Annotated in this window: 12 protein-coding genes; 1 reads left to right on the top strand and 11 read right to left on the bottom strand. The window is 51.9% G+C overall.

The genetic code is table 11. From position 1 onward, the window contains the following. Positions 1–38: 38 nt before the first annotated feature. The 6 genes from gmk to J7E85_RS31975 form a co-directional block, all read right to left on the bottom strand. Entirely contained in the window at positions 39–611 is a 573-nt protein-coding gene (gmk, locus tag J7E85_RS31950) for a guanylate kinase (RefSeq protein WP_076320728.1), read from the bottom strand. 13 nt (positions 612–624) lie between these two features. Then, on the bottom strand, positions 625–885 hold the full coding sequence (gene remA, locus J7E85_RS31955) for an extracellular matrix/biofilm regulator RemA (RefSeq protein WP_006209218.1): 261 nt from the start codon (positions 883–885) through the stop codon (positions 625–627). Positions 886–938: 53 nt separating this feature from the next. Further along, entirely contained in the window at positions 939–1,826 is an 888-nt protein-coding gene (locus J7E85_RS31960) for a YicC/YloC family endoribonuclease (RefSeq protein WP_215164014.1), read from the bottom strand. A gap of 38 nt (positions 1,827–1,864) precedes the next feature. Continuing rightward, positions 1,865–3,736: a bifunctional homocysteine S-methyltransferase/methylenetetrahydrofolate reductase gene (locus J7E85_RS31965; protein ID WP_215164015.1), complete on the bottom strand. Its 1,872-nt coding sequence runs from the start codon at positions 3,734–3,736 to the stop codon at positions 1,865–1,867. 184 nt (positions 3,737–3,920) lie between these two features. Then, on the bottom strand, positions 3,921–4,757 hold the full coding sequence (gene dapF, locus J7E85_RS31970; protein ID WP_215164066.1) for a diaminopimelate epimerase: 837 nt from the start codon (positions 4,755–4,757) through the stop codon (positions 3,921–3,923). 75 nt (positions 4,758–4,832) lie between these two features. Then, entirely contained in the window at positions 4,833–7,628 is a 2,796-nt protein-coding gene (locus J7E85_RS31975; protein WP_215164016.1) for a calcium-translocating P-type ATPase, SERCA-type, read from the bottom strand. Positions 7,629–7,806: 178 nt separating this feature from the next. Between J7E85_RS31975 and J7E85_RS31980 the strand changes: the two genes are divergently transcribed. Further along, positions 7,807–9,564, top strand: coding sequence for an Rqc2 family fibronectin-binding protein (locus tag J7E85_RS31980; protein ID WP_215164017.1), 1,758 nt, complete (start codon positions 7,807–7,809; stop codon positions 9,562–9,564). A 176-nt stretch (positions 9,565–9,740) separates the two neighbouring features. Here the strand turns inward: J7E85_RS31980 and J7E85_RS31985 are convergent, their stop codons facing one another. The 5 genes from J7E85_RS31985 to J7E85_RS32005 all read right to left on the bottom strand — a co-directional run bounded on the left by J7E85_RS31985 (position 9,741) and on the right by J7E85_RS32005 (position 13,285). Continuing rightward, positions 9,741–10,595 (bottom strand): PHP domain-containing protein, encoded by an 855-nt coding sequence (locus J7E85_RS31985; protein ID WP_215164067.1) that lies wholly within the window; start codon positions 10,593–10,595, stop codon positions 9,741–9,743. A gap of 49 nt (positions 10,596–10,644) precedes the next feature. Beyond that, positions 10,645–11,550, bottom strand: a complete 906-nt coding sequence (locus J7E85_RS31990; protein ID WP_215164018.1) for a selenium metabolism-associated LysR family transcriptional regulator — start codon at positions 11,548–11,550, stop codon at positions 10,645–10,647. Positions 11,551–11,668: 118 nt separating this feature from the next. Then, a complete protein-coding gene (locus tag J7E85_RS31995) occupies positions 11,669–12,106 on the bottom strand; it encodes a hypothetical protein (protein ID WP_071223691.1) in 438 nt (145 codons plus the stop codon). Positions 12,107–12,536: 430 nt separating this feature from the next. Continuing rightward, positions 12,537–12,800: a YlbG family protein gene (locus tag J7E85_RS32000; protein WP_076320721.1), complete on the bottom strand. Its 264-nt coding sequence runs from the start codon at positions 12,798–12,800 to the stop codon at positions 12,537–12,539. A gap of 47 nt (positions 12,801–12,847) precedes the next feature. Then, positions 12,848–13,285, bottom strand: a complete 438-nt coding sequence (locus tag J7E85_RS32005; protein ID WP_215164019.1) for a YlbF/YmcA family competence regulator — start codon at positions 13,283–13,285, stop codon at positions 12,848–12,850. Positions 13,286–13,381: the final 96 nt, after the last annotated feature.

A 13,381-nucleotide genomic window follows, 5' to 3' on the forward strand; every position in this document is an offset into this window, starting at 1 on the left:
TTTTACTTGAAAGTTAACGTCGTCTATGAAAAGACAGGTTACTTTCTCACCTTACAATGTTCGGCAATAATGATAGATTGTATTCTCTCACAAGCGAGATTGATTTCATCGTTCACTACCGCATAATCATAATGCTGCAGTAAATTGATTTCGTCAACCGCTACGGACATGCGGTGGTCAATGGTAGCCTGACTCTCTGTTCCACGGCCCTGGATCCGATCTTTCAGTTCATCCAGCGACGGCGGCATCAGAAACACAAAGATACCTTCCGGAAACTTCTCCTTGACCTTCAGTGCACCCTGCACTTCGATCTCCAGTATAATATCCTTACCGGAGGCTAAAGTTTCTTCCACAAAATCACGCGGGGTTCCATAATAGTTCCCAACGTATTCCGCATATTCGAGAAGCTGGTCGTTCTCAATCATATCCATGAATTGTTCCCGACTCTTGAAAAAATAGTTCACACCATGTACCTCACCGAGCCGCGGCGAACGTGTCGTAGCCGACACCGAATACACCAGCTCCGGAACCAGGCTGCGAAGTGCCGTACAGACGGTTCCTTTTCCCACCCCGGAAGGACCGGACAATACAATCAATAATCCTCTAGACATAGTACTCCTCATCTTATTCGTCGTTGTCGTCATCTTTGCTGGACAGACGGTGAGCCACCGTTTCTGGCTGCACAGCCGATAAAATCACGTGGTCGCTATCCGTAATGATAACAGCCCGTGTCCTTCGGCCATATGTAGCATCAATCAGCATATGACGGTCCCGTGCTTCTTGAATGATCCTCTTGATCGGAGCCGATTCAGGACTCACGATTGAGATGATCCGATTGGCCGATACGATGTTTCCGAAGCCAATATTAATAAGTTTGATTGCCATAGTGCGGTTGCTCCCCCTATACATTTGACTCTTACTTGCCGATGAAGCTGCGGTCATTCCACATTAGCGGCTTGTTCACGAATCTTCTCCAGTTCCGCTTTCATTTCGACAACACGGTTTACCAGAGTCAGATGATTGGCTTTCGATCCAATCGTATTGACTTCTCTGTTCATTTCTTGAATCAGAAAATCCAGTTTACGGCCTACAGGGCTTTTCTGATGAAGCAGCTCTCTGCATTGCTCCAAATGACTGTGAAGTCGAATCAACTCCTCGTCCACATTAGAACGTTCAGCAAACAGGGCAACTTCCATTCCGAATATATGTTCATCAACAGCAAGCGACCCGTCATCAAGAGATTCTATGCGCTGCCGCAGACGCTTCCGGTACTCTTCCGGAACTTCAGGAGCAAGTTCGGTCATCTCTCGGTGAAGCAGCTGCAATCGGTCTAGCCTCTGCCCGATATCCTTCACGAGAAAAGAACCTTCCCTGCTGCGCATCTGAATCAGACCCTCCAGCGCTTGTTCAAGACCTTGAAGAAGCGCATCATTCCATAACTTCTGCTGCGCTTCATCCATGGGAAGTCCGCTCGGACTAACAAGAACATCTGGCAGCGACAAAATATCCCGCACCGCCAGATCTCCCTTGATTCCATATGACTTCAAATCCTCGGCTGCCTGTAAATACGCCTGAACCATGGCGTGGTTCAGCACAGCACCCTGGGACTCGCCGTTGTTTTCCTTGTTAATATAAACATCAATCCGCCCGCGTCCAATTCGGCTCTGTACCGCCCGTCGAAGTGAATCCTCGAAGCAAGCCCACTCACGGGGCATACGAAAGACGATTTCACAATACCGATGATTGACTGACTTCACTTCGAAAGAGATACTGTAACCTTGAAAATCGACAACGGATTGCCCATATCCGGTCATGCTCAATGACATCGGAATCACATCCATTACACTATTGTAATTGATAATTATTAATGAAACAAGGGGGTCAATCGACGGCCCGATTTCTCCCAGACATACTCCATTAATTGTACGCTCATTTCATAGAACATAAACGGCGTCATCAAGTATATGCCGTTAAAATGCTCTGTTGCAACATCCAGCAGCTCCTTGCCGATCTTGACACCCATCGCCCGGCCCGCTTCACCTTCAAGCCCGGCCATGCGGCTGCGGACTTCGTCCGACAGTTGAATGCCCGGTACCTCATTATGCAGGTATTCCGCGTTCCGTCCGCTTGCCAGCGGCATGATGCCGATAAAGATCGGAATATCCAGATGTGCCGTCGCTTCCCTCAGCCTAACCATTAACTCGGGATCGTACACAGGCTGTGTCATCACATAATCCGCACCCGACGCAATCTTCTTCTCCAAGCGGGCAACCGCTTTGTCCAGATGCCTTACATTGGGATTGAACGCTGCGCCGACAACGAATTTGGCCTTTTGCTTAAGCGGCTTTCCGGAAAAAGCAATGCCGTCGTTCAGCTGTTTGATCATGCGGATGATTTCAAATGAGGTCATGTCGTACACCGAGCTGGAATCCGGCAAATCCCCGAAGCGTGCCGGATCACCCGTCACCGCAAGCACATGGTCGATCCCAAGCGCATCAAAGCCCATCATGTGCGACTGCGTGCCGATCAGGTTTCGGTCACGGCAAGCGATGTGGATCAGCGGCCGCAGTCCCGTGCGTGCTTGTACTAGATGGCCGAGCGCCATGTTGCTCATACGGGTTACGGCCAGCGAGTTATCTGCAAGGGTCAGCGCATCGGCCCCCGCTTTTTTCAAAGCTTCCGCACCCTTCATGAACTTGGTGATATCCAGATCCCTTGGAGGGTCCAACTCGACGATAACGGTATGACGTTCCTGCACGATATCGACAATCGTCGGCTCCCCGATTCGCTCGTAAAATTGCTCTTGGGCTGTCTCGTGAATCACGATCCGGTTGACTTCAGCCTCATCGACGGCAGGAAGCGGCGCGGGTACGTAATCGGACAACGCCGATGATATTTCTGCGATATGCTCCGGTGTCGTTCCGCAGCAGCCGCCGACAATCCGGGCACCACGTTTCGCAAACTCCAAGGCCGTCTTGCCGAAATACTCGGGACTCGCACCATACCGGTATTCCCCATCCACATAATCAGCGATCCCCGCATTTGGATAGACCGAAGCCGGAAGATTCATAATGCCGTTCAGGGTTTCAAGTGCGCGCATGATACCGTTTGGACCCGTCCGGCAGTTAAAGCCGATCACGTCCGCACCTTCTTGACTCAGGATGCGGTAAGCATCCGGCATCGTGAAGCCGTCCAGTGTACGGGCAATATCCTCTACCGCAAACTGGCAGATCACCGGCAGGTCGCTAAGCATCCGAGCCTGCGCCAAAGCCAATTGAATCTCGTCCACGTCATAAAACGTTTCGAGCAGAATGCCGTCAACGCCTTCCGATATGAGTACCGACAGCTGCTCTTCGAAGTAACGCTTGAGCTCGCTCGTGGAAATGTTGCTTCTTTTGCCTGCACGAATGGAGCCTACCGCACCCACTACATATCCGTGATCGCCGGCAGCTTCACGCGCAATTCTCACGCCTGCACGGTTAATCTCTCCTACCTTCGCCTCCAAACCGTATTTGGACAGCTTGTCATAATTGGCAGAGAACGTGTTCGTCTCAATGACCTGGGCACCTGCCTCAGCATACTGGCGATGAACGTTCCCGATGACCTCCGGGGAGGTTAAATTCAGTTCTTCATATGATATGCCTACAGGAAATCCTTTTTGATATAAATAAGTACCCATCGCGCCGTCACCGACCAGTACCTGATTCTCCCATGCCTGCCGAAGATTCGGTTTCATCGCGTTTCTCCTCCACCCGACGTTTATTTTCAACTAATGTATCATAAAACCTCGCAAAAGATAAAGAGACAAAAGGGAGGCCTTCAAAAGGCCTCCCTTAACGTGTCCACCCCTAATGGACAAACTTTAGATCATATTGTTTTTTTCACTTTTGCGGGCAGGATTGTAACGGCTGGCGGATGCTCTACAAGGCAATCGTGCCTGCGTACACGACCTCGGCTGGCCCTGTGATGTACACATGATGGTCGGACTCATCCCACTCGATAAACAAGTCCCCGCCTTTAAGAGAGATCGTTGCGCTGTGGTCTGTCAATCCGTTCAGTACTGAGGATACCAAAGTTGCGCAGGCGCCGGTGCCGCAGGCCAAGGTCGGTCCTGCACCACGCTCCCATACCCGCATGTCCACTTGACCCCGTGAATTCACCGTCGCAAACTCCACGTTAATCTTTCTCGGGAACAGCGGATGTACCTCAAGCTTGGGTCCCCATACACCGAGATCGAAGTTAATGGCATCATCCACATAAATGACGCAGTGCGGATTGCCCATGGACACCGCGGTGAAGCGGAACTCTTGGCCGTCCACTTCAATTGGATGATTCACCACCGGATGGAGATCGATCTTCGTAGGCACGCTCAGTCCATTCAGGACCGGTTCACCCATATCGACCCGCACGCTGCTCACTTGACCATCCTGCACCGTAAGGCGTACTTCCTGTACCCCGGCGCCGATGGTTTCAATGGTAATCTCCTCTCGGTCAATATGGCCGTGATCATACACATACTTCGCTACACAACGAATGGCATTACCGCACTGTTCCGCTTCGGAACCGTCTGAGTTCATTATGCGCATCATGAAGTCAGCCTTCGTGGAAGGCAAAATATATACAAGTCCGTCTGCACCGATGCCGAAAAAGCGATTGCACAGCTTCACGGCCCATTCGGATGCATGGGATGGAAGTTCTTGCTCGCCGTATACGACAACGAAGTCGTTGCCAAGTCCATGCATTTTCGTAAATTCCATCATAAAACCCATCTCCTCTGCAATTGCTATGCTCGTGCTTAGCATATCGCAGAGGTGATGGGCCATCCATTCAATTTATGCCGAAATATTTGCACTCTTCGTCATCATGCTGCGGCGGTTCCGGTTGCGGTTTCGTCTGCCTCCCCACACGCTTCCCGCTCCCATCAGGAAGGTAGGAATGCCGGCGGCCACGAGTGTCAGTGCCCATTCCTTCAAATTCAATGGAACGGTCTTAAAGATCGGTTGGAACGCCTCGATGTACATGACGCCAAGCATCAGCAATACCGAGGACAGCACAGCAAGCACCAGCGCTTTGTTCTGAAGCGGATTGCGGTGGAAAATCGAACGCGAGCTGCGGCAGTCAAACACATGGATCAGTTGCGCCATGACGAGTGTCGCAAAGGCAACGGACTGTGCCCTGGCCAACTGGCCCGGATCATTCGGCGCGATGCGCAGCGTAATCCAAAATGCGCCAAGTGTACACAAGCCGATCAATATGCCGCGGCTGATGATTTTCCAACCAAGACGTCTGGCAAAAATATTTTCCTTGGCTCCGCGCGGCTTGTGCTCCATCAGATCCTTCTCCGGCTGATCCACCCCAAGCGCCATAGCCGGCAGTCCATCGGTCACGAGGTTGACCCACAGAATCTGGATCGGAACGAGCGGAAGCGGCAGACCCATCATCATCGCGAAAAACATCGTCAGAATTTCGCCGACATTAGAAGCCAGCAAATAGCGGATAAATTTGCGAATATTTTCATAGATGCTGCGCCCCTCCTCAATCGCCGAAACAATCGTGGAGAAATTATCGTCACTGAGCACCAGCGAGGACGCTTCCTTCGTTACGTCTGTTCCGGTAATCCCCATGGCAATTCCGATATCCGCCGCTTTGATGGCCGGAGCATCGTTCACGCCGTCCCCCGTCATAGCAACCACATGCCCCTTACGTTGAAGCGACTTTACGATGCGGAGCTTATGCTCAGGGGATACGCGGGCGTAAACAAAGGTCTGATCCACCCTCGCATCCAGCTCTTTGTCATCCATCCGGGATAACTCCTGGCCCGATAACGACAAGCCGTTCCTTGGCAGGATGCCAAGCTGGGCGGCGATCGCTTCCGCCGTCGTCCGGTGGTCGCCCGTGATCATGACGGTCTTGATGCCCGCGCGGCGGCATGTCGCAATCGCATCGCGCACTTCACGGCGCGGCGGATCGATCATCCCGGCCAGCCCGACAAAGATAAGCTGGCTCTCAGCCTCTTTCTCCGTTTCTGGCTTGTCATAGGAACGCAAATCCCGATAAGCCAAACCAAGCACGCGCAGCGCATCGGAAGCCATGCCTTCATTGGCGGCAAGCACCTTCTGACGGAGTGTAGCGGTAAGCGGAACAACGTTTCCTTCCCACATCATATAAGCACATGCATCTAGCAAGACATCCGGCGCTCCTTTCGAGCAGAGCAAGCGTCCGCCCTGATGGCTAACGATGACAGACATCAGTTTTCGCTCCGAATCAAACGGAAACTCTTTGTCTCTCTGGTAGATGGAGTACAGGCTTCCCTTTGTCAATCCCATTTTGGACGATAGCGTCAACAGCGCTCCTTCGGTCGGGTCCCCTTTTAATTCCCAGGCAGCAGCTGTCGACTCTTCCTTGCTCTTGCGCTTGTTCCGCGTTTCTTCCTGCACGTTCTCATAGATTTCGGCATTGTTGCACAGACCGCTGATTTGCAGTAATCTGCGTAGTCCCTGGTCGGACCGCAGCTCGACCGGTTTGCCTCTATGAAGGATCTGACCCGTCGGGTCATAACCGTACCCGGTCACTTCCAATGAGCGCCCTCCAAGCCAAATTTGGGTTACAGTCATTTTATTCTGCGTAAGCGTCCCTGTTTTGTCCGAACAGATTACGGATGCACAGCCCAGCGTTTCCACGGATGGCAGCTTGCGCACAATCGCTTTGCGCTTAATCATCCGCTGCACGCCGAGAGCGAGCGCAATCGTGACGATGGCCGGAAGCCCTTCCGGGATGGCCGCAACCGCAAGGCTGACTCCAGCGAGGAACATGCCTGCGGCAGGCTGTCCATGCAGAATGCCTGCTACGACGACCAGAATCGTAAGCCCCAGTGAAACGGCGATCAGGATTTTGCCCAGCTGCTCCAGTCGATGCTGCAGCGGCGTCTCCTGGGATTCCGTGTTCTGGATCAAATCGGCGATTTTTCCCATCTCCGTATCCATTCCGGTTCGGATGACAACACCCTTCGCCGTACCGCGGACCACCATCGTGCCCATGAACCCGATGTTCTTCCGGTCACCCAGCGGAACATCCGCATCACGAATCGGCTCGGCATGTTTGTTCACCGGCAGGGACTCGCCGGTCAAGGCCGATTCCTCGACGCTGCAGCTGTTGATCTCAAGCCAGCGAACATCGGCCGGAATGCGGTCTCCGCTCTCGACGAGCACGACATCGCCAGGGACGAGTTCTCTGGCCGCAACCTGTACCACTTTACCGTCACGAATGACCCTGGACATTGGCGCGGACAGCTGCTTCAAAGCCCGAAGCGACCGTTCCGCCTTGAATTCCTGAACGAAACCAAGGATCCCGTTGATCAGGATGATGGCCACAATCGTTACGGCATCCAGATACTCGCCCAGCAGACCCGACACCAGGGTGGCTCCAAGGAGCACCAACGTCATGAAATCCTTAAATTGATTCAGAAATAGAACAAATGGAGAAATTTTAACGCCCTCGGAGAGCTCATTATAGCCGCTTTTTTTTCGTCTCTCCCCGGTTTCCTCTTCCGTGAGGCCTTGCTCCGGATGCATATGCAGCGCTTGCTGCAATTCATCCGTATCCATCTGATGCCATTGCTTTTGTTCCATGCTTCCTTTCCCTCCCGGTTGTTTTCCTCCGGCGGATGACAGCTTTTCCACCCTTTCTACGTAAATGTATTCGGACAGGTCCTGAATTATCACAGAAGGGGCCTTAAGTTTTTGAGGGAAATATGGCATCATAGAGAAGTACGATAGGAAGGGTAACAGACAGATAGGAGAATGAAGGATGGCATTAGACGGCATTGTCACGCGTGCGATCGTGCATGAGCTTCAATCATGCCGGGGCGCACGGATCAATAAAATATATCAACCGAACGATCGGGACATCGTGTTTCATATACGCACCCAGCAGGGGAACGCCAAGCTGCTGCTATCCGCTAACCCCACGTATCCCAGGGTGCATCTGACGCAGGAGTCCTTTCTGAATCCGGCCGAAGCCCCTATGTTTTGCATGATTTTGCGCAAGCATTGCGAGAGCGGCATCATTGAGGACATCCAGCAGGTCGGCATGGAACGAATTATTCATATTACGATCCGGCAGCGCGACGAACTTGGGGATATCTCCTCCAAGAAAATCATCGTCGAACTGATGGGCAGACACAGCAACATCATTCTGCTCGACCCCGCAAGCGACACCATCCTGGACGGCATCAACCATGTGACGCCCGCCATCAGCAGCTACCGCGTGGTCATGCCGGGATTCTCCTATACGAATCCGCCGGAGCAGCACAAGCTGAATCCGCTCGAAACCTTGCAGGAAGCCTTCCGGGAATCTTGTCTGATGAACGAGGAGCAGGCCGTTCCATGGTTGGTCAGCGCGTTCAGCGGCCTCAGTCCGCTCGCGGCCCAGGAAATTGCCCACCGCGCAGGGGGAAGCAGTGCCAGCGGGGTTGAAGGGGAAAAAGATTGCGGCAGCCTGTGGAGCGTTTTTGATGAACTCATGGAACAAGTTCGCAACCATCAGTATACGCCCGTTACAGGCGTCAATGCCAAGGGGAAATCGGTGTTCTCCGTCATTCCGCTGACCTTGCTGGTGGACGAAACCACAACCTACGAGTCGGTCAGTCGATGCATGGAGGATTATTACGGAGACAAGGCGCAGCGGGATACAGTTAAACAGAAGGTAAGCGACCTCCTCCGATTCCTGCAGAATGAACGGACGAAGAACATCAAGAAGCTGGATAATCTGAATAAGGACTTGGAAGAAGCAGGAGATGCCGACCGGTATCGTATCTTTGGCGAGCTTCTCTTCGCCTCGCTCCACCAGATTCAGAAGGGCGACCGTGAAGCCCAGCTGGTTAACTTCTATGATGAAGAGCAGGCAACCGTCACCATCCCGCTGGATCCGCTCCTGACTCCGTCGGACAATGCACAGCGCTATTTCAAAAGATATAACAAGTACAAGAACAGCCTCGCGGTCATCGACGAACAATTAATCAAAACCCGCGAAGAGATCAACTATATCGAGAATCTTCTGCAGCAGCTGTCACATGCTTCCCTGAGCGACATCGATGAAATCCGGGAAGAGCTGATCCAGCAGGGATACTTAAGAGACCGCAATCGTAAAGCGAAGAAAAAGAAGAAAAACGACAAGCCGACGCTGCATGTCTATACTTCATCCGAAGGCATCGAGCTTTATGTAGGCAAAAACAACCTTCAAAACGAGTACGTTACCAACCGTCTCGCTTCCTCTAACGATACATGGCTGCACACCAAGGATATCCCGGGCTCCCATGTGGTCATCCGTAGCAGCGAGTACGGGGATGCAACGCTGCAGGAAGCGGCACAGCTGGCTGCTTATTACAGTCAGGCAAAAGAATCGAGCAGTGTTCCCGTCGACTACACTCTCATTCGTCATGTACGCAAGCCGAATGGAGCCAAGCCCGGATTTGTCATTTATGACAATCAGAAAACGCTGTTTGTCACGCCGGACGAACAGCGGATCAAGGCGATGCCCAATTCGGTAAAAAACAACCGCAATTAAGATGATCTAAGACATCGATATATCGTTAATTTAACTAAAAAACGGGTACCCCGAAAGGTCGTAATGACCAGCCGGAGTACCCGTTTTTTCTTAGTGTCATGCCAGGATTCTCCAATACGAATCCGCCCGAGCCGCACAAACTTAATCCGCTCGAAACCGGGCAATATTGTCGATTCTTAGCTCCTTGACTGCGCCTGTTGAAGCAGTTCCAACACCTCGATAGATACCTGGCGGCTTCCGATATCCCCATGGAATACCTGGCCCTGTCTCTCACCATGGTAATCCGATCCGGCGGTCATGATCAAGCCGTATTCCTCGGCCATGGCCAAGTAGCGTTTCTCCTCCGCTGCCCCATGGTCCGAATGATAAACTTCAATCCCCTTGAATGCAGCCTCTTCAATGACCGCTCTCACCAACGCATCATCGCCGTAGAGTCCAGGGTGTGCAAGCACCGGCACGCCTCCGGCTTCCCGTATCCATTCGCAGGCTTCCTTGGGATGAATCCGCGGCTGCGGCACATAAGCAGCCGCGCCCTGTGCGAGATAACGGTCGAAGGCATCCCTTAGATCGTGAGCATGACCCTTAAGGACCAGCGCATCCGCAATATGCGGGCGGCCGATGCTCTCATCGGGCTCCAGCGGCCGTCCCAAGCTGGCGATCACTTCCTCCATCGTAAGCTCGATGCCAAGCTCTCTTAGCTTGGTCATAATCTTCTCATTACGCTTCTCCCTCGTGCGACGGAGCTCTGCCAGCCGCTCCAGAAATACGGGATCCTGGTAATCGATGTAATAGCCCAGGACATGAATATCCGTCCCGCCTGCCATGGTGCTGATTTCTACGCCAGGGACCACGATCATGTTCAGCCGTTCCCCGGCTTGCAGCGCCTCCTCGACACCGGCCACGGTGTCATGATCCGTTATAGCTAGCGCCCCAAGTCCCCGCTCGAAGGCAAGCTGCACGTTCTCCGAAGGTGTGTTCATCCCGTCCGAAGCCTGGGTGTGGGAATGCAGGTCGCAGCCTGTCCGATCCATCGATGTATCCAAGATATTCAATCCCCTTTCGTTGTATGTGCGGGTGTGCTTATCGCTGGTTTCGCTGGCGTTCCTTTAAGTAGGCCAAAAACGTCATCGCCGACATCGGCAGCAGCGCTGACCGCAACTGAATGGAATAAAAGTTCCGTTTAAATGAGGCATCCGCAATATCGATCATTTTGACTAACCCGAGCGCGGTTTCATGCTTGACCGTTGAGGTCGACAGCATCGTAATGCCGAGCCCTTCTTCTACCGCCGATTTCACCGCTCCCGTACTCCCAAGCTCCATCACCGTCCGGATGCTTTCGGGATCGTACCCCCGCATAAGCAGCACATCCTCCATCACCTTCCGGGTGCCAGACCCCTTCTCACGAAGGACAAACGGGTACTTCAGCACCTCCTCCAAATATATCGCATCTTCCCTTGTCGCTAAAGGATGGCTGGAAGGAACGATCAGTTTCAGCTCATCCTCCATAACCGAATCCAGCACCATATCCGGATGCTCGACAGGTGCCTCAATCAGTCCAAAATTCAATTGATGGCCCGCGATTTCCTCGAGAATCTGCGTGGTATTCATCACTTTAAGCATGATGGATATATCGGGATACTCCCGGCCGAAGGGCCCCAGCAGTCGAGGCAGCACGTACTCCCCGATGGTCAGGCTAGCCCCCAGTTGCAGTCTTCCCTGAAGCTTATTTGAGAATGCCGCCATCGCTGCGTCCGTCTCCTGCGACAGCTCCAGGCTCTTGCGGGCAAAAGGAAGCAGCGTCCTCCCGGCCTCGGACAATTCCATGCGCTTGGTGGAACGAATGAGGAGCTTTGTCCCAAAATACTCCTCCAGCGATTGTACCTGCATCGTCACAGCGGGCTGGCTCATATGAAGCGCCTGGGCAGCAGCGGAAAAACTCCCACGCTCTGCTACCGTGTAAAAAATATGTAGCTGATGAAAGTTCATAGCATCGGTTCCCCTCTCGCTGCCTCTCTTTGTTCTTATCATTGTAACGGATCAGAGCGGAGCATACAAAAAAGACATCCGCGCTTACGCTCGCATGCCATATGATGACTCTATTTCTTTATTTACGTTTCCGGCTATTCTTAATCAGTGTCATACGACGTGAATGGCGAAGCCATGAGTAATACGACTTCAGGTCTCGAAGCTCAATGGTTTCTGACATACGTCCCAAAAAAGTTACAATAATCATCCGATGCAGCGGGTTGCCAATCAAATCACGTTCATGCTCCAGCTCCGAAAACTCCGCCACAACCACCAGGTCGTCGTCAATCAGATAGACATCCTGTTCGTTGCGGTAATACGGCACGATCCGGTCCTGTTTCAGGCACTCCCACATCCAAGTCCCGATTTCCTCATGGGAGGTGTCGTTACCCTGAACCCGGTCCGTATAACGGCTCTTCGCATGATTGGTAATTACGATGTCGGCTACCTTTTTATCATTTAACGTAATATAAAACGGCTCATAGGTGCTCCACCGCTCAGTCCCTTTGTCGCGCATGGAATATCACTCTCCACCAAATGGGTCTTTGTATCTATGTATATATACCCAACATATTACATCATTCCACTGGCATTCACAAGATTGAAACCTCGCTTCTTGTGAACAATCACCGAAAATTTAGAAATATCTCTAGTTGTATCCTGTGCGTTAGGCGCTGACGTCGCCTGGAATGATGGCTTGATTAAAATGTAAATTGTACCTTACTTATACTATTTTATCAAACAAGATTCCGATTTATGCCAATCTATCGCCATCAATCCATAATAAACTTTATAAAAAAGCGGATTTCCCTTGCGAGATCAGGAAGTCCCATGCTCCAGTTTTATACCTTCCAATATCTTAAAAAAAGCGGCCCCCGTGGGGGCCGCTTTACGCTCTTTTCGCTAACTTATGCGTTAACGTTAGATTCGCGATCAGGCACATCATGCTAAGGACCGTAAAACTTCGCTTTATCCGGCCCTTTGCTGCTGTACTCCGTCTTAATCTCATTCCGGAAGGAGCGCTCGATCTTACGAACGTAGGACAATCTCCGGATGTTCTTCATTGTTTCCTCGGCGCGGTCAGCATTGACGTACATGACAACATAATGCATGCGGCGTGATATATAGTGCACACTGCCGTATTTCTCCAAATTTCTTGCTGCCTTCACATCGCTGACCCATATAATAAAACCGGTCCGTTCAGCCAACATCCTAAGCTCCTCGCCTCACTTTCGTCTCTATCTCTAGTCTATGCCTATTATCCGCACGAACAAGCTCCGCCGCTGCCGCACCCCTTCTTGGGAAGAGGATCGTTGCCAGGTACCTTGATGCTCTCCGAAACCGAAAAAGCAATCTTCTCCGACATCGAATGCAGCAGATCGTCCAGATTCTTCTCCGCCTGCTTAAACCGGGCTACAGGCTCGTAAGCCTCAAGCTCCGCCTCCACTGCGGCTACTTCATCCTGGGCCGAATGGTAATTCGGGTGAAAGTGACCGAACCGCTGAGTCTCTTCAAATAGCTCTTTCTTGGAATCAAGCTTTCTGATCAAAGCCTGAATCGTAGGATCACCTTCAACTGCCTGCTTCCAATATAGATAATCCGCCACTTCGACGGAAGCATTAATCATGTCGCCTATTTCATAGGCATAGGTGAGCACCTCGGCCATATCGACCGTGTTTATTTCCGATACGCTCATGAACTCATCCCGCTTTTCTAATAGTTTGGCCCACGCTTTATTTTTGTGGACTCTTTCATCATAGCATAACGCTCGTATCTTAAGAAGGGGGGAATT

Origin of the sequence: Paenibacillus sp. ISL-20, from assembly GCF_018613005.1 — a bacterium.
Classification (GTDB): Bacteria; Bacillota; Bacilli; order Paenibacillales; family Paenibacillaceae; genus Paenibacillus_AQ.